A 20,767-nucleotide genomic window follows, 5' to 3' on the forward strand; every position below is an offset into this window, starting at 1 on the left:
GTCATGGCACAACACGATTACATAAATAAAAAACCAGCAAATCGAAATAATAAAAAACAAGCCCCGGCGAAAAAGCCCTTCCCTGTTCTCCTTGTTTTAATTGCGCTTATTTTAGTAGGCGGGTTTGGTTATGGCTTGTGGTTTATCAAACACAATGCCGATCCTGAGTTAGTAGAGCAACAAGCAAACCCTACTAAAAAAGAAGAAGAAGTTATTCCACTCCCTGAGCCTCCTGAATTTATTCAGGAAATTAAAGACCACGAAGTTCAGGTTGAAGTAAAAGAAATTGAGCAAAAAGGCCCGTATGTAATGCAATGCGGCTCTTTTAGAACTATGGATCAGGCACAAGCGCTGAAAGCTAAAATCGCTTTTGCTGGATTAGTTGCTGAAGTTAAACGCACCGAAGGCAGTAATGGTACGTGGTATAAAGTGCGCTTAGGCCCATACGAAACCAAACGTATGGCCGAAAGTGATAAGAATAAACTTAAACGTATCAAAATAATGGGCTGCGGAATTTGGCTTTGGACTTGATTTTAGTTCATTCACCCATATAAACACCTCATCAATCGCTTTTTACGAGCGGCCTTGCCGCTCGATGATGAGGAATAATCATGACCACTATTGTAAGTGTACGCCGCGACGACAAGGTCGTTATTGGTGGCGACGGCCAAGTTTCACTTGGTAACACCGTAATGAAGGGCAACGCCCGCAAAGTTCGACGTCTTTATAATGGCAAAGTAATCGCTGGTTTTGCTGGCGGTACTGCTGATGCCTTCACCCTTTTCGAACGATTTGAAAGCAAATTAGAAATGCACCAAGGCAACTTAACCAAGGCTGCCGTTGAAATGGCTAAAGATTGGCGTAGTGATCGTGCACTTAGAAAGCTCGAAGCACTACTCGCGGTAGCTGACGAAACCGCTTCATTGATCATCACAGGTAACGGTGATGTTGTGCAGCCAGAAAACGACCTTATTGCGATTGGCAGTGGTGGTAACTTCGCACAATCAGCAGCGACAGCGCTGCTAGAAAACACCGACCTAAGTGCACGTGAAATTGTAGAGAAAAGCCTTACTATTGCCGGCAACATCTGCGTATTCACGAATAATTTCCAAACTATTGAAGAATTGTAATAGGAACTGCCATGTCTGAGATGACGCCAAGAGAAATCGTTCACGAGCTAGATCAACACATTATTGGCCAAGCTAAAGCTAAAAAAGCAGTTTCAATCGCGCTACGTAATCGCTGGCGCCGTATGCAACTAAGCGACGAGCTACGCGCCGAAGTAACACCAAAAAACATTTTAATGATTGGCCCTACTGGTGTGGGTAAAACAGAAATTGCTCGTCGCCTTGCAAAACTTGCTAATGCGCCTTTCATTAAAGTTGAAGCAACAAAGTTCACTGAAGTGGGCTATGTTGGTAAAGAAGTTGAGACTATCATTCGTGATTTAGTTGATATCTCAATTAAAATGACCCGTGAACAGCAAACCAAAAAATTTAAACACCGCGCTGAAGAAGCGGCAGAAGAGCGTATTCTAGATGCCCTTTTACCACCAGCACGCGATACATTTGGTGAGTCAAAAACAGAAGAGAACTCTTCAACTCGTCAAACATTCCGTAAAAAATTACGTGAAGGTCAATTAGACGATAAAGAAATCGATATCGATGTTGCACAAGCCCAGCCTAATGTTGAGATCATGGCTCCGCCTGGAATGGAAGAAATGACCAACCAGCTACAGAGCATGTTCCAAAACATGGGTGGCGATAAGCGCAGCAAGCGAAAGCTAAAGATCAAAGAAGCCTTCAAACTATTAGTTGAAGAAGAAGCAGCAAAACTTGTTAACCCTGAAGAGTTAAAAGAGCAAGCTATCTTCGCGGTAGAACAAAACGGTATCGTGTTTATCGATGAGATCGATAAAATCTGTAAACGTGGTGAAGCGTCTGGTCCAGATGTGAGCCGCGAAGGTGTTCAGCGCGACTTACTACCATTAATCGAAGGCTCAACAGTGAGCACTAAACACGGTATGGTTAAAACAGATCACATGTTGTTTATTGCATCTGGCGCATTCCAAATGGCAAAACCATCAGACATGATCCCTGAGCTGCAAGGTCGTTTACCAATTCGCGTTGAGCTTGAAGCACTTACTGCTGATGACTTTAAGCGTATCTTAACAGAGCCTCATGCTTCATTAACTGAGCAACAACGTGAGCTGTTAAAAACAGAACAAGTTGACGTTGAGTTCACCGATGATGCAATTGAACGTATCGCAAAAGCAGCTTGGCAAGTAAATGAAAAAACCGAAAACATCGGTGCACGTCGTTTACATACAGTGATGGAAAAACTAATGGAAGAAATTTCATTTGATGCCTCAGAAAAAGCAGGCACAACACTGACTATTGATGCCAACTACGTTGAGCAGCACTTAGGTGCCCTTGTTGAAGATGAAGACCTAAGTCGCTTCATTCTTTAATCAACAAATTAGCGTTATACTAAAAAGCCTCCAGTTGGAGGCTTTTTAGTTTATAAATCGTGGATTCGAGGCTCACATGAAAGAAGTCACTAAAGTGCATTATCACAGCGTTAGTAAAGTATTAGATGTTCATTTTGATGATCAGGCTATTGCCCAATTTAGTGCTGAATTTTTGCGTGTTCACTCACCGTCAGCAGAAGTGCAAGGTCATGGTAATGAACCAATGAAACTCGTACTTGGTAAGCAACACGTAGGAATTAGCAAGATTGAGCCGGTTGGTCATTATGCAATTCGATTAGTGTTTAGCGATAATCATAATAGTGGCTTATTCAGCTGGCACTATTTAAGTGAGCTGCAAGCTAACCATGATGAGCTTTGGCAGCAATACCAAACAAGGGTCTCAGAACACGAAGCAAGCAAAGACAGCGTGCCTATTAAGTTTGTGCCTTAATACCTAGCCGCGCTATACACACCCAAGCAACAAAAAAGCGCGATGACGAAACCGTCACCGCGCTCTATTTATATACAAAGTATCAAGTAATTATTAAACTTTAAACTTATCGATTGCCTGATAAAGCACACGTGCTTGCTCAGACACCTCTTCGCTGGTTTGTGCATTGGTTGCCGCGTGACCCGATGCTTCTTGCGCAATATCACGAATACGTACCACGTTTTTATTCACCTCAGAAGCCACTTGGCTTTGCTCATCAATCGCTGTGGCAATGTGGGTACTCATATCCATAATGGTTTGTACATCTTCGGTGATTGAGCGAAGCAGTTCACCTGCTTTACTTGCCTGTGCCGCACTTTCGCCACCTTGCGTGCGACATTGCTGCATAATACTTACTACTTCTTGCGTACGCCCTTGTAAAGTCGAAATAATGCTCTCAATCTCTTGCGTTGAATCTTGGGTACGCTGCGCAAGTGAGCGAACTTCATCTGCTACTACCGCAAAGCCACGGCCTTGCTCACCAGCACGTGCTGCCTCAATAGCCGCATTGAGTGCCAGTAAGTTTGTTTGCTCAGCAATGCCACGAATAACATCAAGGACAGAGCCAATGGTTTCAGCGTCTTTTTCTAACTGCGACACCACACTTGACGCATTACCCAGTGACTCTGATAAGTGATTAATTTGTACTACCGTTGATTCAACCTCAGAGCGACCTTGCTGCGCACTTAAGTTAGTCGACTCGGCTTTTTTCGCTGCAGCTTCAGTATTGTGCGAAATATCCTGAATCGTTGCCTGCATTTCGGTGGCTGCTGTGGCAACCATATCCGCTTCGTGAAGCTGCTCTTGCATACCAGAGCTAGTTGCTGCCGTCGTTTCTGATAGATGCTCTGTTGCCACGTTAAGTGTACTTAGCGCCGTATTTACTTCATAAATCAGCTTTTTAAAATCACTGATCAAGCTATTAAAGTCGATCGTCATGGTGGTAATTTCATCTTTACCCGATTGAGTAATCGACATGCTTAAATCATTATTGCGACGAATTTCGTTAATCGTGTGGTACACACGCTCAATAGGCTGAATAATTGAACGGCTGGTAAAGTACACCAACAGCATTACAATGATACTTGCAATAATGAACACAGCTAGCGCAATCATTTGTGCACGCGATGCACTTGATTCAACAAACGCTTTTGTTTGATCTGTAAGCTCTGTAACAATAGCATCACTCATTTCGACACTACGTTTCATTTCACCAAGTGCACCAGATTCTAAATTAAGGCCCAATGCCACTTGCGCATCAACTAAGGCTTTAAATTTGCTTTGATAAGTCGCAAGCAAACTAAGTAACTGGTTTTCGTAGTTTGCATCGAAGCCAGCACTTTTGATCTCTGATTGAAAGTTTGTGACAAGCTCATCAAACTTGCCCATATACTTTAAGTCAAAGCGCAGCATAAAGTCTTTTTCTGCACGGCGAAGCTGAAGCATTAAAGTGAGTAATTTATAGTTTTCGCGCTCACTTAATAATGTTTCTACTTGATGCACCGCACCACGTAAATCGCCGTATAAGGCATCTTTTGGATGTAAACCAATTTTCTTTTGTAGTACCACAACCTCATTGAAGTCATCGTAATAAGTTTTCGCAAGGCGTCTAAATTCATTTAGCTTCGATGAATCCATCGACAAATCTTTCACTAACTCGTCTAGTCGCGCCATTTTATTTTTTAGCTGCGAATACTCTTTCTCAAAAAGCTCTAGGCTGTCGACATCTTTGTAAAACAAAAAGTTTTTTTCATGTTTACGCATCGCAAGTTCATGAATGTCGAGCTCCTCCGCATTTTGAATTGTTTCATTGAGCTTTAGCATCATGCGCGACTCAAGGATAATTACACATAGCATCACAATCATTGCAAGACCAACAACGAGCGCGTTTAACTGCAAACGTCGCTTTATAGTTAAGTTTTGTAATACATTCATTCAAAGTGCCCTATAGAAACATGCATTTAAAGTATAGCTAAACTATTTAAAGCAGCTAATAAAAAGTGGTTAAACTTGCCGCGCATTTTCCAATATAAGGTACTTTTAAACAATCAGTTTTTGTTCTAAATCAACCTGTTGCCATAGGTGTTTATGCAATTTATCCAGCTTTTCCCATTGCTTTTTTTGCAACCAATCAACCAAAGGTGCTGGATCGCTCGGAAAATTCAGTTTTTTGTTCTGTGGCGATTGCAACCAATCATCCATCGCATTAGGGTTTAAATAGCTCATGACATGAGCTGCTCCCATCGACAATAGCGTCTGCGCATTAATTCCCTGCTCAAATTGCTTACCAAGCGGTTTTAGTAAAAGTTTTTTACCAAGCTGCAATGCTTCACTCGCAAGTTCAAATCCAGCATTGCCAATTACACCACCAGCATTAGCGAGATCATTTAAAAAGCCAACGCGTGAAGGTGCTCGAAGGTGAATATTGCCGATTGAGCAATCCTGCGCATCTGGGTGATAACAGTAAAACTCTCGCTCAGGAAAATCTTTTAAATACTCAACCACACTGTCTAGATTCTCAAAAGGGAGATACACCAATACCTTATTTTCGACCATTACCGGGTTATCATGATGATGGTTTGCAATAAATGGCGGAATAATATTTTCTGCATAAGGCTGCCAATGCACCCCCAAGTAAACACTCGCTGGCGCATAATTACGGATCAGCGCACGGCGAAAGAAAGCTCGGCCAAACATTGGCACTTTATCAGATAAAAATGCTGCTTGATGGCTCATACCAATAACAGGGATACCTTGCTGTTTAGCTGCCCACGCAGTAATCGGCTCAAAGTCATTAAACACCAAGTCATAGTGACGTAAATCAAGGTTTTTTATATCTTTAATTAGCTGAAGTGGGCGCGCATTCTTTAAAGTTTTAAAGCTATCAACTTGCCCCGATTTGCTGGTAAACGACAAGCCTCGAAAAGACCGGTAATCGGCAAAGTCATCCATATCAAAGTAGTCTTGCTCTTTACGACCCGAAAACACATAGTCAACATCGACTCCCAATGCTTTAAAAGTCGTTGCCATCACGCGTGCGCGAGTTATATGTCCATTACCCGTGCCTTGAATACCGTACAAAATTCTCATATAGATTCCACCACCATCACTGCTAATACCGCACAACTTGATCCCATCACCGCGCCAATCACTACATCAGCGGGGTAATGCACACCAATAACCACCCTTGAAGCCGCCACCCCAGATGCCCATATCAGCCACAGCACAGCAAATTCAGGAAAGTACATAGTCAAAATAGTCGCCACCACAAACGCTCCTGCACTATGCCCCGACGGTAAGCTAAACTGATCGCTCGGCACTAAATAAGCACCTTGCACTAAGCAGTCGCAAGGTCTAACCCGCGCGATGCGCTTTTTAGCGAGAAAGTAAATAGGCCGCTCAATGGCAAATCCCACCAAAATACTCATCGCCAGTTGTTGGAAATGCAGCTGCTCGGTAAACCACCAAAAACCAAGAAACAACACCACGTAAAGTCCACCATCACCGCTTTTAGATAACCCAAGCGCTGATCTTCTGAGCCAAATTGGCGAAGCATCGTTAAACACGCTTAAAAACAGCTGTTCATCGACTTTGGCCAATTTAGTAAGTATGTTGTTTGCCATGGTGAGCTCCTTGTCATACTTTGCGTCTAATTTTTATACTTATCTCAGCTTAGGTGCTAAAAATAACAATTAGGTGACGCTTTTGAGACACTAATGTTGCGGTAACGAAATTCCTTTGATTTAAACCAATAATCCGCTATTAAGTCGTTGTTATTGAGTTGTATCAGGGTATACTGAGTACTAAACAGACAGTCTCTTTAGAGGATGAAAAAATGGATTACAGCACTTCTGATTTATGCGACCACTTTGCAGATGTGGTTGATGTGCTCGAACCTATGTTTATCAATTTTGGTGGACGCCCAAGCTTTAGTGGTCGAGTAAAAACCGTTAAATGTTTTGAAAATAACGAGCTGATCCGCGAAATTTTATCAACCGATGGCACCGATAGCGTGTTATTGATTGACGGTGGTGGTTCAACCCGACGTGCCCTAATTGATATTGAGCTGGCTGAAATCGCATTAGAAAACAACTGGCAAGGCATTATCGTTTACGGTGCCATTCGCCATGTTGATGAGCTTGAAGAACTAGACTTAGGCATTCAAGCAATCGCATCTATTCCTGTTGCTGCCGATAGCGAAGGCGCAGGTGAAGATGGCATTGGCGTTAACTTCGCAGGCGTTTCTTTCTTTGATGACGACTTTGTTTACGCTGATAGCACCGGTATTATATTATCTGCTGAAGAATTAGAGTTAGAAATAATAGAAGACTAATCTCGGTGACAAACTACCTTAAAATTTATGATGAAGCGGCGGTAAAGCACTTATGTGTCCGCCGCGCTAACGAACTCAAAGCTTGGCAAGCCCTTGCCCTTCTCGACACTCAAGTTAACGCTCCACAAGCACTCATCGATGCAAAACAATTCGGTATTCGCTATGTCTTAGTCGGCGTATGTGAAGATATTGGTCCTCGCGCTAACTTAGGTAACGGTGGCTCAGGGCAAGCGTGGCAGGCATTTTTAAAGCGCTTTTTAAACCAAACGCATAACCAGTTTTTAAATCATGAGCGTGTGTTATTACTCGGCGAAGTGGCCCTTGATGACTTAAACCAACAAGCCGCTGACCTTGATAATAAAAACGACGCTGATTTAGCCAAACTCCGTGAATTATGCGCTGATATAGACACCCGCGTTGAGCAAGTGCTTGCAATGATTTTTGCAGCTGGCCTAGAGCCAATTGTAATCGGTGGCGGCCATAACAACTGCTTAGGTATTTTGCGTGCCCTTAGTAAGCAACATGGTAAACCAGTCAACGCAATCAACTTAGACCCTCATGCTGATTTTAGAGAGTGTGAAGGGCGTCATAGTGGCAATGGCTTTAGATATGCGTACAGCGAGAATCACCTTGCTGATTACCATGTAATGGGTTTACACGAATTTAAAAATAACCAAGCGATTATGGATGCCCTGACAAACGCAAACTTCAGGTTTGATAGTTACCAAGATATTCAAGTACGTCGCAAAGTCGATTTATCTTCAGCATGTAAACACGCATTAGCTCAGTTCGATAATGCGCCGCTCGGAGTCGAAGTAGACCTAGACAGCATTTCATTAATGCCGGTTAGTGCTTACACCAACTGTGGCTTTAGTGTGAGTGATGCAGAACACTTTGTGCATTTAGCTGCCAGCCAAACAACGGCTCGCTATCTACATTTATGCGAAGGCGCCCCGTCACAACACCCGGTAGGCATAGAAGCAGGCATGAACGACGCAGGCCAAATAATCACCGCCCTAGTGAATGCGTATTTGCAGGCGAGAGAGGAAAGTTAGAAAGTTAGAAAGTTAGAAAGTTAGAAAGTTAGAAAGAGTAAAGTTAGAAAGAGTAAAGTTAGAAAGAGTAAACTCTAAACAGCCCACCATCTTAGTCAAGCCGTTCGCTAACTTTACTCTTTCCCCTAGCAACTCGCTAACTGTCAATCTGACAGCGCTAACTTTCCCCCTGATGCTCTAACCGCCACTGTTTTAACCACGACATCATGCCTACGCTGCTAAGCGGGTAATTAAAGTAATAACCCTGAGCGGCGTAGGTGTTCAACGACTTAACAAATTTAAGTTGCTCTAGGGTTTCTACCCCTTCACAAATCACCTTGGCATTATTTTGATTATGCATATCCACCATGCCAGAAACTAGGCTTCGCACTTGGCTTTGATGGGCAAAATCAGCAGTTAGTGAAGCAGCCACTTTGATGTACTCAACATTAAGATTAGGCAGCTTAGCAAGCCAAATAGGCGTGTCACCAAAGCCATCAATACACAGCTTAATACCAATGCTATTTAGCCTTGCGACCATGGCTTTACCTTGGTCATCTAAGCTCATGAATAAATCGAGCGGACATTCAATGATTAAATCACCCGGCTCTAAACGGTGCTCAGTCATAATGCGATCGACAAATTCAATGAACTCTTCGTGCAGCATTTCTGGGCCAAACACGTTAATACTTAGAGGCAATTCAATACCTTCCATACGCAGTGCCATGGCAAGCTCAGCAGCCCGTTCAATAACATACGCAGCTACAGGGTAACTTAGGCCAGCAACACGAATATCATCAATAAATTTGTTCGCCGAAAGAATGCCTTGTTTAGGATGCTGCCAACGTAACAGCAATTCTAAAAATTCAATTTGCTCGTCGCTATTACGAATAACCGGCTGAAAATAAAGCTCAAGCTCGCTGGCAAAATCGAGATGAGCTAATTCGCGTAGGCGTGCTTGCTGTTCTAGTTGCTCAATCATCATTTGCGGATGATAAGGCACAATAGCTCGCTCAGGGTTTGAATCAAGGGCAAGGTTGGCAAATGAAATCAGGTTCTCGAAGCTATACTCTGGTTCGTCACAGTTCACATAACTGGCGCGTACTTTAACTTCAATCGTACAATTAGCAACGTTGAATGGCTTTAATGTTACTTGCCTAATTTGGCTTATCAGCTGCTCATGAAGATGCTTTTGCTCTTCAAGCGAGCAAATAAAAGCAAAGTTTAAGCCCCCTAAATGTGCCAGCTTTTCAGCCTTTCCAGCAGAACTAGGCATGCTAAGCACAGCATCAACACTGAGTTGCTGTTTAATACGAGTCGCCGATTGCGCTAATAATAAATCCCCAAAATCACGACCAATATGCTGGTTAACATCGTTAAAACCTTCAAGGCGGATCATCACTAACGCACAGTTTGCTGAGTGTTCTTCGCTCCAAGCAACAAACGTATTTTTTAGCGCATTACGATCCGGTAAGCCAGTGAGAGGGGTGGCATCTAAGTCATCATTATGGAGCGGCTCAATTTCAACCTGCTCTTCATCCTCTGGCTCTTCATAATTAAAAAAGCCTGAAACAGATAAAATAACTACCGAAAAAACAAGCCAATATAAAGCATTGTCGAGTAATAAATGGGCAGAGTATAAAACCGCAAACGAAATAGCGGCGGCGACACTCAATATTATGGCAAGCCAATTTGTGGTGCGAAATGCTTGCCATAAATGAAAGCATAAACTTAAAGCGAGTAAAATAACTAGCCAAGGTAAGCCTAAGCTTAAAATTGCTAAACCTAATACGCCATTAACGACTAGGCTTAGCCTTAAAATTGGGTTACGGGTTACGCATAAGGCACAGATCATTGCCATAAAAACGCTACCAGCTAAAAACACTGGCACAACATCACTTGTTAAATTTACGAGTTGGGTGCTGCTACTCGCTAAACTAAAAATCAATGACATGTAATCCAAACTGCGTAATAAAACTTATCTAACTAAGTCTACCCAAAATCCACAGATTTAACAGTTTATTTACGCCGAATTGGTAACTTAATTGTGCTGGGTGGGATATTTGCCAATGAGCAATATCAGCTCGAGCCCCTACCTTTAACACGCCACGATCGTCAAGACCCAAGGCACCCGCGGCGTTTCGTGTTACACCAGCTAATGCCTGCTCTGGTGTCATACGGAAAATAGTGCACGCCATATTCATCATTAAGTGCAATGAACATAATGGTGAAGTGCCAGGGTTAAAGTCAGTTGAAATGGCGATCGGAACTTGGTATTGCTGGAGTAGCTCGATTGGCGGATATTTTGTTTCGCGTAAAAAGTAAAATGCACCCGGTAACAATACCGCTGCAGTGCCCGCTTTGGCCATTGCTTGAATGCCAGCTTCATCTAAGTGTTCAATATGATCTGCCGATAAGCCATTAAACTCTGCAACAAGCTCTGCACCATGTTGATTAGATAGCTGCTCAGCGTGCAACTTAACCGGTAAGTTGTGCTTTTTAGCCGCTTCAAACACTCGGCGAGTTTGCTCATTGCTAAAGCCAACGTTTTCACAAAAAGCATCAACTGCATCAGCTAAATCAGCTTCAACAACACGGTCAAGCATTTCACCGCAAACAAGCTCTATGTATTCATCGCTACGGCCTTTATATTCTGGTGGTAATGCATGGGCACCTAAAAACGTGGTTTTAACATCAACCGGGTGATTTTCACCGAGTAAACGAGCCACTTCGAGTAGCTTAATTTCGTTTTCGCAATCAAGACCATAGCCAGATTTAATCTCTACCGTCGTCACGCCTTCTGCGTATAACGCATTTAAACGCTCTTTTGCACTGACAAATAAGCTTTCGTGATCAGCTTCGCGGGTTGCACGCACGGTGCTTGCTATGCCGCCACCATTAGCAGCGATTTGCTCATAGCTCACACCTTGTAAACGCTGCTCAAATTCTTCTGCGCGGCTACCGGCAAATACTAAGTGCGTGTGGCAATCAATCAACCCAGGTGTTAACCACTGCCCTTTTGCAGACACGGTAGGCGTTGCTAGCGCATCAAACTTTGGTAAATCGGTTTGTGCACCTAACCAGGCAATTTTGCCATCTTTAACGGCAATTGCTGCATTTTCAATGGCGCCGTATGGTGCATCAACAGCAGGATCCATTGTGGCGATATTGGCATCTGTGATCACTAAATCCCAGAGCGCTTGGTCATTGTTGGTTGTGTGCATTTTTCACCTATTTTGATGCTTGCAAAAGACTCAACGAGAGCCTAGATTTTAATTTGCTTAAAGTTTATCAACTCGTCTTGTATATACAAGGAAATTATGTCACCTTGTAACACACTGTTAACTTATAAATAAACTTTTCATAATGAGCGTCCCTAAGTTTGCGCAAATAAAAGAATTCATTCTGGAAAATATTCAATCGGGAGAATGGCAAGAAAACGACCGCGTCCCTTCTGAAAACGAACTCACCAGTCAATTTCAAGTTAGCCGTATGACAGCAAGGCGCGCGCTATGTGAATTAACCGATGCCGGTATTTTAACTCGCAGCCAAGGCCAAGGTACTTTTGTTGCCAGCTTCAAATCACAATCATCGTTATTAGAAATCAAAAACATTGCCGATGAAGTTAAGGCACGAAACAGTGATTACAGTTGTACAATTTTAGTAATGGAATCTATTCGCGCAATCGCCCCCATCGCAATTGCTTTGGGTGTCGAAGTCGACAGCCACGTTTATCGAAGTGTGATTGTGCACAATGAAAACGAGCAACCTTTGCAAGTTGAGGAGCGTTTTGTGAACCCCGCTCTTGCTAAAGATTACTTACAACAAGATTTTCACAGCCTAACACCCCATGAATACTTATCGCTAAATGCCCCGCTCACCGAGGCTCGTCACACGGTCGAAGCGATCATGCCCAACCAAGAAATGTGTGAATGGCTCAACCTTTACAACGAAGAACCATGCTTACAAGTGATCCGCCGCACATGGTCATCGCAAGGCATTGTAAGCTTTGCGCGCTTAGTTTCGCCGGGTAGTAAATACCGCCTGGGTGGTCACCTTACTTTTAAAAAGTAGTTAAATAGGCGCTTGATAACGAAAACTCAGTGCTCAATCGCCGAGCCATCAATGATACGTTCGCCTTTATCATGGTTGGTAAAAGTGGGTGGTTGATTACCCTGCTCAGTGCATTTTTGCTGGTAGTAATCCGCTTTTGTTGGATGTGCCGGATTTACCACATTATAAATGCTGCTCGCGCTAGACCAATTTTCGAGTACAGAAAAAATCGCCGCTATCACGTCTTGCTGCTGTACCATGTTCACCACTTGCTGACTTGAACTAGACAGCTCTTTACCAGCAACAAACTTTCCTGGATCGCGCCCAGGCCCGACTAGACCGGCCAAACGCAATACTTTACCACCGGCACTTAGCACTAACTGCTCAGCATCAAATAGCTGTTGTTGGCGTGCTGATTGGCAATTAATTATTGTGCTCTCATCGTAATGACCATTATCAGCAGGGTAAACACCTGTCGAAGAACATAAAATAAAGCCTTTACACTTTAGCTGCTTGGCAAGCTCAAGCCCTGCTTGCAAAGTGGCTAAATAATTACTTTCTGAGCTGCGACTACGCGGTGGAATTGCACACACCCACCATGCCTCTACAAGCGATACATCATGTACAAGCTCATCGCCAACAAACGCAAACTGACGCTGAAAATCATGTTCGTGCTCGCGACTACGGTGCGTGCCTTGCACTTGCCATGCTAATTCTTTTGCCTTAATACAAAGAGCTTGGCCGAGCCAACCTGCGCCTAACACTACTATTTTGTTATCACTAACAGCCATTTAGTAACTTACCTTATGTATTATGTAATATTTTATTAATAACCATCGCTTTGCAGTGTAGCGATTTGGGTGCAAATATGATTAGATAGGTAACTCTACCCGATAATAAAAACACGTGCACCTATGTTAAATAACCTCTCTTTACGTAAAAAAATATTACTACTCATCGGCGGGACGATAAGTGTACTACTGATCATCGCGTCTAGTTTTTTTGTTAGCCATATTGCTGATTTATCGCGCCAAGCTATTCAACGCGAAGCCGACAGCTATTTACAGAGTGAGCGACTTTCAATGCAAGGTTACTTTGCCAAATACGGTAAAGTAGTACAAACCTTCGTGACAAATCCGCATTTAGTAAATTGGTTCGACAACTGGACTAAACGTGACCAAAGCCTTGATAACCAGCCTGGATACGACAGTGTTAATCAAGATTTTGTCCGTATCAGTGGCAACGATGACAACATCTTATCTGCCTTCTTTGCATCAGCAACAACAGGTGAGTATTTCAAAGAAAACGAGCGTACCAGTCATTACAACGGCCAGCCTTACTACGCATATAAACGTGGTTGGTGGCAAGACGCTTTAAAGATCAACAAACTCTATGTAGGCCCAATTTCTGTGGATTTAACCACAGGTAATGCCTCTGCAGTTGTACAACAGCCTGTTTATAAACAAAACAAGCTTGTTGGCTTTGGTGGTGTTGATTTACAGCTTAATAATATCAACGACATGGTTGAAGAAATCCGCTTTAATGGCCAAGGCTTTGGTTTCTTACTTGATGGCAACCAAAAGGTTGTGCATTTTTCTAAACGCACTGGCCACAAGCTGTCTGTGACTGACGAAGGTCCGAATGGCAAAGAAGGTTTAGATGCCCTCGAAAAGCAATTTAGCGACACTTCAGGCTTTAGCGAATTAAACCGCGCGATGAAAAGCCAAAAAGATGGTAGCAGCTTTGTCACATTTAAAGGTGAGCAATATTACGTTGTATACAACCGCCTTGAATTAGAAACCCCTTACCTTGATTGGTACGTGGGTATTTTAATTCCAACTAGTATGATTGATGAACCAGTAAACGATGCGGTGATGACAACCACAACATCAGTGATCATCATTATCGCGATTATCATTGCGATGATCTTCTGGGCCACGCAAATGATCACCAAGCCACTGACTAAACTGACTTACATCATGCGTGATATCGCATCAGGTGATGGCGATTTAACACAAAAAATCGAAATTAAGAGTCATGACGAAGTGGGTCAACTTGCTCATCACATGAACACCTTCATCGATAAATTGCGCGCGATGATGCTTAATACTGCCGCGCAGGCTGAGCAACTAAGCCAAGCTGCGAGTCAGTTGAAAATTGTTTCGCAAAAAACGAACGATGAAATTCAGCAAGAAAAGCAACAAGTTGACAGTGTGAGTGCGGCTGTAACCGAAATGGCTTCTACAGTGATGGAAATCTCGCGTAATGCCCAGCACACTAATAATGCCGCTGAAGAAGTACAAACTATTACTGCAGATGGCACTAAACGCTCGACTCAAGCTCAGTCAGTAATGACCGCTCTAGCGAGTCACATCGGTGAAGCGTCTAAAGTCGTTGCGGGTCTTGAACAAGAAAGCGGCAATATCGGCGCGGTGGTTGATGTTATCAACTCAATCGCTGAGCAAACCAACTTACTCGCACTAAACGCGGCGATAGAAGCTGCCCGTGCAGGTGAGCAAGGCCGAGGCTTCGCAGTTGTTGCCGACGAAGTTCGTTCACTGGCAAGCAGAACGCAAGAATCTACTGATGATATTCGCAATATGATCAGCCGTTTACAACAAATTGCCCAACAAGCATCGACCATGATGCAACAAGGTCAAGAACGTGCTGAAGGCTCAGTTGAGCAAACACAAATTGTATTGCAAGCACTGCAAGATATCGCGCAATCAGTGACAAATGTACAAGATCAAAGTCATCAAATTGCGACTTCGACTGAGCAGCAAACTGTGGTTGCAGAAGATATCAACAATAGCTTGGCAGCGATTAATCACTTAGTGAATAGCACTGCGGATCATGCCCATGAATTGGCGGATGAAGCACGTGATTTGAATGAATTAGCTGCGTCTTTAAATAAGACTGTTAATCAATTTAAGTTATAAAGATAAATTGCTGAAGTAGTTAAAAACCCGATGTCACCTGAAGATGACATCGGGTTTTTATCGTCAGCCTTCCCTGTTAATCGTGGCGCAACCGCTTTCGCGTGTTCCATAAATTCGTGCCACTGTTGCTTGTTCCATAAAGCAACTCCTTTGTCGGTCAATCCTTGTGTTGGTTGCGTTTGTACTTGTTCCATATAGTCCCCTCCTTACGCTAGCTTCATCCTATTTGGCTCCCAGCCTAAGCTTATTCCTTGCTGTCATTTCCGTTCACTTTATCCATAAAGCGTTGCCATTGTGCGCTACTCCATAACGCCTTGTTACTTCCTTGTTGTCCTTTGTGCTTAGCTACATTGTCCATACTGTAAACTCCTTGCGGTTTATCGTCCGTTACTCCTACAGCCCTTCCTTGCTGTGCTCCATTACCCATCCTTGCTAATTAATGCGGTGATTATCGCTTAGCGATGATATACACAGCATGAATCAAACCTGGAATGTACCCTAATAAGGTTAAAAGAATATTAATCCAGAACTGCGCACCTAAACCTACCTGTAAAAATACGCCGAGAGGTGGAATTAAAACCGATAAAATAATACGTATTAAATCCATGACTCACTCCTTGAAAAAGATAAGCCCAGCCAAGGCTGAGCTATATAGGGCTTGCTATTATTCAGCAACAATCGTTAGTTCATCGATTACTTTGCGAACATCTTCAGCGTTTTCAGCAATGCTGATTGCTAATTGCTTTTCTGCATCAGACTCAACAGTACCTTTCAGTGTTACTACACCGTTGTCGGTATCAACATCGATATCGGTACCACCCACTTCTGAGTTAAATAAATAACGCGTTGTGATTACAGTACTGATTTTTGCATCGGTTAAATCGCTTTCGGCTGAATCAGCTTTATCTGCTTTCATCTTCTTAGCCTTCATGTTTTTAACAACCGTTAGTTTGTTATCTACAGAGCTAACGCCATCTAGGCTAAGAACCAGCTCTTCAGCAAGCTCTTTATCTAATTCGCTATCAACTTTACCTGTTAGTACAACCTTGCCATTCGTTACATCAGTGTTGATGTCAAAGTTGTTAAGGTTTGTGTTCATAAGAAGCACAGTTTCTGCCTTACCATCAATCCAAGCATCTTTACTTTCATTTTCCCAGCTGCTTGCCTGAGCTGACATGCTAGTTGCACCAATTACTAAAGCGGCAATCATAGATTTGTTAAAAGTGTTCATAATCTTTCTCCTTTTGATTAAAGACAGTTTTACTAATGCGACTATGATGCCAACTATTTAATTATTAATTTTCAACAAGTTAAACAGCCATTCAGCGGTGATTTATATTCATTTCGGTAAAGATTTACAAGCTGCTCGGTAAGATGTTCACAATGTTGCAAAAATAACCATTTAGTTGCTGATTTTATTAATCTGTGGTTAATTTAACGAAGTAGCTTATTCAGCTAAAAACACAACAAACTGATTTATAAAGAAATAAACTTTGGCCTAAGCTTTGCAGATAACGAATAACAGAAAAATCACTTTGATAATCACAACAGGGAACTACCATGGCCGTTAAACTTGAAGATCGCCCAATCGATCAAGTAAGAGAAGAAGTTATTGATCAACTCATTTATAACTACAGTCATGCTGTTATTTCAGCTGATGCATTTGAACGCCGCCTAGACCAAGCAATGGCGGCCACCAGCAACGAAGTACTCGTTGAGCTTGTTGCTGATTTAGATCTGAAAGCAGATATTGACTACAAATCGCAAAAGCATGCGCAATTTAAACCTCACTACAGCCATAGCAGCGACAACGAGAGCCTGCAGCTTCGAAGCATTTTGGGTTCAAATGAGCGTAGCGGCCAGTGGGTGGTACCAAAAGAAATTCACCTTACAAACTGCTTAGGTTCAATCGAACTCGACTTTAGCGAAGCGATTTTCCAACATCAGCATGTCACCATTTATGTGAACTGTATTTTAGGTAGCGACGAAATCTACGTGCCAGAACATGTCAATGTGGTATCTAAACTGTTTAGTGTGATTGGCAGCGTAGAAAACAAATCAGTTGCCTTAAACAAAGGCCAAGGCCCAACCATCACCATTGAAGGTAATGTTTGGCTAGGCTCAGTTGAGATCAAAGTAAAACGTACCATGAAAGAAAAGTTCATCAGCTTTGCCAACAGCCTAAAAGCCAGTTGGAAAGAAATGAATAAGGTGCAGTAAAGGTGCTAGGGGCTAGGGGCTAGGGGCTAGGGGCTAGTTATCGTAGCCGCAGTTTTACATCGCGCAATATAATAAGATAACGCGCGAAATAAATTTCACGCCTACATCAACCGTAGGCGTCACGCTTGCTTGGCGCGTCTTACATACAACGCTATTCCATCAACCTATGTCTGACCTATAAACAACACCGCTCGGCTCAAAACTGATAGCTGAAAGCTGATGGCTCCTTAAATTTTCGGCACTAAAGTACCTCCTACGAGGCAGGCCTTTGGTAAAGGCCTACAAACAACACCGTTTGGCTCAAAACTGACAGCTGAAAGCTGATGGCTCCTTAAATTTTCGGCACTAAAGTACCTCCTACGAGGCAGGCCTTTGGTAAAGATCCACAAACAACACAATCCGACTTAAAACTTCCAGCTTATGGCTTAAAGCTTTACTGGTCATTATTCCTCTCACTCGGGATATCACTAAAATACTCTACAAACTCAACTTCAAAGCCTGCAGGGTCGATGAAATATACATTTTTACGGTAAGGGTTTTCTGGGCCGTGTTTATCAATTTCATAACCAGCTGAAACCAGACGTTCAATGACAGCATTAATATCGTTTGTCACATAAGCAAAATGAGCCAAGCCCACTTGGTGACCTGCTAAATCACGGTTTTCAGCTTCACCGTTATCGCTTAATGCAAGATATTGGTAATCATCACCAAAGTGCAGCCATTTACGCGGTTTGCCTGACCATGTGCTATCACCTTGGCTACGCACACGCCAATGTGGGAATGCGGCTTTATAAAAGTGCAGCATGGCATCAACATTACTTACAACAAGGTTTACGTGCTCTAAATACATGGTAGTTTTCCTTTTTATTTTTAAACTGCCACCAAGATAAAACCTCAAGTTAAGTTTAGGTAAAGCGTTTTTTCAAATAAAAAAGCCCCACAAACGTGAGGCTTTAAAAATTGAGTAGTTATTGATGAATCAACTACCTGCAACCTGCATTTGTTCAATCAATACAGAACCAGTTTGAATACCACCGCGACGCTCGATGTCACCACCTAAGCCTACTACCGCTTTAAACATGTCTTTTAAGTTACCAGCAATCGTGATTTCACTGACTGGGTATTGGATTTCACCATTTTCAACCCAGAAGCCAGCTGCGCCACGTGAATAATCACCAGTTACGGTGTTTACACCTTGGCCCATAAGCTCAGTTACTAATAAACCTGTGCCCATAGTTTTTAATAGCGCTTTTAAATCAGCATGGGTTTGTTCAACTAGCCAGTTATGAATACCACCAGCATGACCCGTTGGTGTCATCGATAGTTTGCGTGCCGCGTAGCTAGCTAATAGATAAGTTTGCAGCTCACCACCTTGAATAATTTCACGGTCTACAGTTTTTAAACCTTCAGCATCAAACGGCGAAGACGCTAAACCTCTTAATAAATGCGGGCGCTCAGAGATATTCACGCAATCGCTAAATACTTTAGTCCCTAAGCTATCAAGCAAGAAGCTCGATTTACGATAAAGTGCCCCACCACCAATCGCCGACACTAAATGGCCAAACAATGAGTTAGCAATATCTGCTCTAAAGATTACAGGCACTTTCATAGTACCGAGCTTTTGGCTATTAAGCTTAGCCAAAGTTTCTGTTGCGGCTTCAAGACCCACTTTTGCAGCGTCATTTAAATCATCTTTATGGCGCGCTACGGTATAGGCTGAATCGCGCTGCATTTGCTCGCCATCTTTACCAATCACCATAGTGCTAATGCTATGACGCGTACGTGGGTAACCTGCAATCATGCCATGGCTGTTACCATAAACACGTAGACCTTGGTGAGAAGAAAAACTCGCACCGTCTGAGTTTACAATACGCTCATCGGCGTTTAATGCCGCCTGCTCTGCTTGATGACAAAGCTCAATACCTTGCTCTGGGCTTACTTCCCACGGGTGGTATAAATCTAAATCAAGCGGTGCAAACTCAAGCAACTCTTTATCAGCGATACCGTTAAATGGGTCGTCAGAAGTGAACTTAGCAATATCAATGGCTTTTTCGACCACTGTACGTAATGTTTTAGGGTTTAGGTCGGCCGTTGAAGCAGAGCCTTTGTTATTACCCACATAAACACTGATACCTAAGCCACCGTCTTGGTTAAACTCTATTGTTTCAACTTCGCCCATACGCGTGCTGACAGACAAACCTGATGTGCTCGACATCGCCGCTTCTGCTGCTGTTGCACCGAGCTTTTTTGCATGCTCAAGCACTTCGCTTACTGCGTCTTTCACTTCAGAAATGTGTTGATAAATAGGATCTTTCATCTTGTGTGTCCTAGGTTCTGATATTTTTTATAGTGTAACGAATGCTAACACACTGCGAGACCTGCATCAGCTAATATTAATCATTAACTAAATGACGTATAATAGCGAATAGTTAAGTTTACTGAATGAGCATCCTTATGGCGAAGAAGAAAAAGCCACTTATCGAAGAAGAAATTATTTACGTATCAAAAAGCGAATTAAAACGTGAAGCCATGCAATATCATGGTCTGGGTGCTGAAATCGCGAAAATGCCGAAAAAGCAACGCGATCGTTTACCGCTCAATCACGATTTAAAAGAAGCCCTTGTTGTTTCTGATAAGGTGAGTGACAAAAGCGATGCATACCGTCGTAACCTAAACTACATCGCAAAAGTATTACGTACCACAGAAAACGTTGATGAAATTCAAGCGATGATCGACATCATGCTTAACAAAAACAACCAAGCGGATGTTTTGTTGAACAAGATTGAAATGCTGCGTGATGATTTGATCAAACAAGGTGACGACCTGATCAATTCAACAATTGATCAATACCCGTCTCTTGAACGCCAAAAAATGCGCCAGTTAGTGCGTAGCGCCGCAAAAGAAGTGCAAGCAGAAAAGCCAGCCAAAGCTTACAAAGAGTTATTCCAGTATCTTAAAGATGCGATTATGGTTTAATTTCCTTCATTTATAGAAAGCCGCCTAATGAAAATTATGCGGCTTTTTTTATAATTACTTCTGCGTTAAAACGCCTCCTACAACCTTGTAGAAACGGCTTTAGCCATGAACATAGCGTACAATAATCACCTAAATATTTCGGCGTTAAAACACATCCTACAACCTCGTAGGAACGGCTTTAGCCGTGAACATCGCGCACAATAATCACCTGGGCATTTCGCTGTTAAAACACCTCCTACAACCTCGTAGGAA

General features: G+C 42.7%; 20 protein-coding genes and 1 pseudogene. 10 read left to right on the forward strand and 11 right to left on the reverse strand.

The features are described from left to right. Positions 1-3 precede the first annotated feature (3 nt). The 4 genes from C2M33_RS16920 (at position 4) to C2M33_RS16935 (ending at position 2,921) form a co-directional block, all read left to right on the forward strand. Positions 4-531, forward strand: a complete 528-nt coding sequence (locus tag C2M33_RS16920; protein WP_063699941.1) for an SPOR domain-containing protein — start codon at positions 4-6, stop codon at positions 529-531. An 80-nt stretch (positions 532-611) separates the two neighbouring features. After that, on the forward strand, positions 612-1,130 hold the full coding sequence (hslV, locus tag C2M33_RS16925) for an ATP-dependent protease subunit HslV (protein ID WP_008115012.1): 519 nt from the start codon (positions 612-614) through the stop codon (positions 1,128-1,130). Between the two features lie 11 nt (positions 1,131-1,141). After that, on the forward strand, positions 1,142-2,470 hold the full coding sequence (gene hslU, locus C2M33_RS16930) for an HslU--HslV peptidase ATPase subunit (protein WP_063699943.1): 1,329 nt from the start codon (positions 1,142-1,144) through the stop codon (positions 2,468-2,470). Between the two features lie 76 nt (positions 2,471-2,546). Continuing rightward, positions 2,547-2,921: a gamma-butyrobetaine hydroxylase-like domain-containing protein gene (locus C2M33_RS16935; RefSeq protein ID WP_105174969.1), complete on the forward strand. Its 375-nt coding sequence runs from the start codon at positions 2,547-2,549 to the stop codon at positions 2,919-2,921. Positions 2,922-3,014: 93 nt separating this feature from the next. On the opposite strand, the gene C2M33_RS16940 is transcribed toward C2M33_RS16935, so the two are convergent. The 3 genes from C2M33_RS16940 to C2M33_RS16950 all read right to left on the reverse strand — a co-directional run bounded on the left by C2M33_RS16940 (position 3,015) and on the right by C2M33_RS16950 (position 6,583). Beyond that, positions 3,015-4,895 (reverse strand): methyl-accepting chemotaxis protein, encoded by a 1,881-nt coding sequence (locus C2M33_RS16940; protein ID WP_105174970.1) that lies wholly within the window; start codon positions 4,893-4,895, stop codon positions 3,015-3,017. A gap of 105 nt (positions 4,896-5,000) precedes the next feature. Beyond that, positions 5,001-6,050: an MJ1255/VC2487 family glycosyltransferase gene (locus tag C2M33_RS16945; RefSeq protein ID WP_105174971.1), complete on the reverse strand. Its 1,050-nt coding sequence runs from the start codon at positions 6,048-6,050 to the stop codon at positions 5,001-5,003. After that, a complete protein-coding gene (locus tag C2M33_RS16950; protein ID WP_105174972.1) occupies positions 6,047-6,583 on the reverse strand; it encodes a phosphatase PAP2 family protein in 537 nt (178 codons plus the stop codon). Before C2M33_RS16950 ends, C2M33_RS16945 begins: the two co-directional genes overlap by 4 nt. 212 nt (positions 6,584-6,795) lie before the next feature. Between C2M33_RS16950 and rraA the strand changes: the two genes are divergently transcribed. Next, on the forward strand, positions 6,796-7,293 hold the full coding sequence (rraA, locus tag C2M33_RS16955) for a ribonuclease E activity regulator RraA (protein ID WP_054552822.1): 498 nt from the start codon (positions 6,796-6,798) through the stop codon (positions 7,291-7,293). A 5-nt stretch (positions 7,294-7,298) separates the two neighbouring features. Further along, positions 7,299-8,348 carry a formimidoylglutamase gene (locus tag C2M33_RS16960; protein ID WP_105174973.1) on the forward strand — a complete coding sequence of 350 codons (1,050 nt, stop codon included), beginning with the start codon at positions 7,299-7,301 and terminating at the stop codon, positions 8,346-8,348. Positions 8,349-8,505: 157 nt separating this feature from the next. On the opposite strand, the gene C2M33_RS16965 is transcribed toward C2M33_RS16960, so the two are convergent. Next, the gene (locus C2M33_RS16965; protein WP_171038290.1) at positions 8,506-10,188 is read right to left on the reverse strand and encodes a GGDEF domain-containing phosphodiesterase; all 1,683 of its coding nucleotides are present in this window, start codon (positions 10,186-10,188) and stop codon (positions 8,506-8,508) included. Positions 10,189-10,309: 121 nt separating this feature from the next. Next, the gene (hutI, locus tag C2M33_RS16970) at positions 10,310-11,551 is read right to left on the reverse strand and encodes an imidazolonepropionase (RefSeq protein ID WP_105174975.1); all 1,242 of its coding nucleotides are present in this window, start codon (positions 11,549-11,551) and stop codon (positions 10,310-10,312) included. A gap of 142 nt (positions 11,552-11,693) precedes the next feature. Here hutI and hutC point away from each other — a divergent pair, with 142 nt between their 5' ends. Next, the gene (gene hutC, locus C2M33_RS16975; RefSeq protein ID WP_063699958.1) at positions 11,694-12,401 is read left to right on the forward strand and encodes a histidine utilization repressor; all 708 of its coding nucleotides are present in this window, start codon (positions 11,694-11,696) and stop codon (positions 12,399-12,401) included. On the opposite strand, the pseudogene C2M33_RS16980 reads toward hutC, so the two are convergent. Then, positions 12,402-13,171, reverse strand: a pseudogene (locus C2M33_RS16980) (NADP-binding protein). 123 nt (positions 13,172-13,294) lie between these two features. Between C2M33_RS16980 and C2M33_RS16985 the strand changes: the two are divergent. Further along, a complete protein-coding gene (locus C2M33_RS16985; protein WP_105174977.1) occupies positions 13,295-15,319 on the forward strand; it encodes a methyl-accepting chemotaxis protein in 2,025 nt (674 codons plus the stop codon). Here C2M33_RS16985 and C2M33_RS16990 read toward each other — a convergent pair. The 3 genes from C2M33_RS16990 to C2M33_RS17005 all read right to left on the reverse strand — a co-directional run bounded on the left by C2M33_RS16990 (position 15,304) and on the right by C2M33_RS17005 (position 16,550). Then, the gene (locus tag C2M33_RS16990; RefSeq protein ID WP_058583864.1) at positions 15,304-15,513 is read right to left on the reverse strand and encodes a hypothetical protein; all 210 of its coding nucleotides are present in this window, start codon (positions 15,511-15,513) and stop codon (positions 15,304-15,306) included. The two genes, C2M33_RS16985 and C2M33_RS16990, sit on opposite strands and share 16 nt — an antisense overlap. A 254-nt stretch (positions 15,514-15,767) precedes the next feature. Further along, entirely contained in the window at positions 15,768-15,926 is a 159-nt protein-coding gene (locus C2M33_RS17000) for a YqaE/Pmp3 family membrane protein (protein ID WP_064971745.1), read from the reverse strand. A gap of 57 nt (positions 15,927-15,983) precedes the next feature. After that, entirely contained in the window at positions 15,984-16,550 is a 567-nt protein-coding gene (locus tag C2M33_RS17005; RefSeq protein ID WP_105174978.1) for a BON domain-containing protein, read from the reverse strand. Between the two features lie 329 nt (positions 16,551-16,879). Between C2M33_RS17005 and C2M33_RS17010 the strand changes: the two genes are divergently transcribed. Next, positions 16,880-17,539, forward strand: a complete 660-nt coding sequence (locus tag C2M33_RS17010; RefSeq protein WP_105174979.1) for a LiaF domain-containing protein — start codon at positions 16,880-16,882, stop codon at positions 17,537-17,539. A 433-nt stretch (positions 17,540-17,972) separates the two neighbouring features. Here C2M33_RS17010 and C2M33_RS17015 read toward each other — a convergent pair whose 3' ends face one another. Then, entirely contained in the window at positions 17,973-18,389 is a 417-nt protein-coding gene (locus C2M33_RS17015; protein WP_063699978.1) for a VOC family protein, read from the reverse strand. Between the two features lie 129 nt (positions 18,390-18,518). Next, complete coding sequence (gene pmbA / locus C2M33_RS17020) at positions 18,519-19,856, reverse strand: metalloprotease PmbA (protein WP_063699980.1); 1,338 nt, start codon at positions 19,854-19,856, stop codon at positions 18,519-18,521. Positions 19,857-19,993: 137 nt separating this feature from the next. On the opposite strand from pmbA, the gene yjgA reads away from it, so the two are divergent. Then, a complete protein-coding gene (yjgA, locus tag C2M33_RS17025; RefSeq protein ID WP_063700007.1) occupies positions 19,994-20,515 on the forward strand; it encodes a ribosome biogenesis factor YjgA in 522 nt (173 codons plus the stop codon). The last annotated feature ends 252 nt before the right edge of the window (positions 20,516-20,767 follow it).

Origin of the sequence: Pseudoalteromonas sp. T1lg122 (genome assembly GCF_002964825.1) — a bacterium.
Lineage (GTDB): Bacteria > Pseudomonadota > Gammaproteobacteria > Enterobacterales > Alteromonadaceae > Pseudoalteromonas > Pseudoalteromonas gelatinilytica.

Coding starts and splice junctions, on each gene's coding strand:
- C2M33_RS16920 (WP_063699941.1), top strand. CDS start 4: ATGGCACAACACGATTACATAAATAAAAAACCAGCAAATCGAAATAAT.
- hslV (WP_008115012.1), top strand. CDS start 612: ATGACCACTATTGTAAGTGTACGCCGCGACGACAAGGTCGTTATTGGT.
- hslU (WP_063699943.1), top strand. CDS start 1,142: ATGTCTGAGATGACGCCAAGAGAAATCGTTCACGAGCTAGATCAACAC.
- C2M33_RS16935 (WP_105174969.1), top strand. CDS start 2,547: ATGAAAGAAGTCACTAAAGTGCATTATCACAGCGTTAGTAAAGTATTA.
- C2M33_RS16940 (WP_105174970.1), bottom strand. CDS start 4,895: ATGAATGTATTACAAAACTTAACTATAAAGCGACGTTTGCAGTTAAAC.
- C2M33_RS16945 (WP_105174971.1), bottom strand. CDS start 6,050: ATGAGAATTTTGTACGGTATTCAAGGCACGGGTAATGGACATATAACT.
- C2M33_RS16950 (WP_105174972.1), bottom strand. CDS start 6,583: ATGGCAAACAACATACTTACTAAATTGGCCAAAGTCGATGAACAGCTG.
- rraA (WP_054552822.1), top strand. CDS start 6,796: ATGGATTACAGCACTTCTGATTTATGCGACCACTTTGCAGATGTGGTT.
- C2M33_RS16965 (WP_171038290.1), bottom strand. CDS start 10,188: ATGGCAATGATCTGTGCCTTATGCGTAACCCGTAACCCAATTTTAAGG.
- hutI (WP_105174975.1), bottom strand. CDS start 11,551: ATGCACACAACCAACAATGACCAAGCGCTCTGGGATTTAGTGATCACA.
- hutC (WP_063699958.1), top strand. CDS start 11,694: ATGAGCGTCCCTAAGTTTGCGCAAATAAAAGAATTCATTCTGGAAAAT.
- C2M33_RS16985 (WP_105174977.1), top strand. CDS start 13,295: ATGTTAAATAACCTCTCTTTACGTAAAAAAATATTACTACTCATCGGC.
- C2M33_RS16990 (WP_058583864.1), bottom strand. CDS start 15,513: ATGGAACAAGTACAAACGCAACCAACACAAGGATTGACCGACAAAGGA.
- C2M33_RS17000 (WP_064971745.1), bottom strand. CDS start 15,926: ATGGATTTAATACGTATTATTTTATCGGTTTTAATTCCACCTCTCGGC.
- C2M33_RS17005 (WP_105174978.1), bottom strand. CDS start 16,550: ATGAACACTTTTAACAAATCTATGATTGCCGCTTTAGTAATTGGTGCA.
- C2M33_RS17010 (WP_105174979.1), top strand. CDS start 16,880: ATGGCCGTTAAACTTGAAGATCGCCCAATCGATCAAGTAAGAGAAGAA.
- C2M33_RS17015 (WP_063699978.1), bottom strand. CDS start 18,389: ATGTATTTAGAGCACGTAAACCTTGTTGTAAGTAATGTTGATGCCATG.
- pmbA (WP_063699980.1), bottom strand. CDS start 19,856: ATGAAAGATCCTATTTATCAACACATTTCTGAAGTGAAAGACGCAGTA.
- yjgA (WP_063700007.1), top strand. CDS start 19,994: ATGGCGAAGAAGAAAAAGCCACTTATCGAAGAAGAAATTATTTACGTA.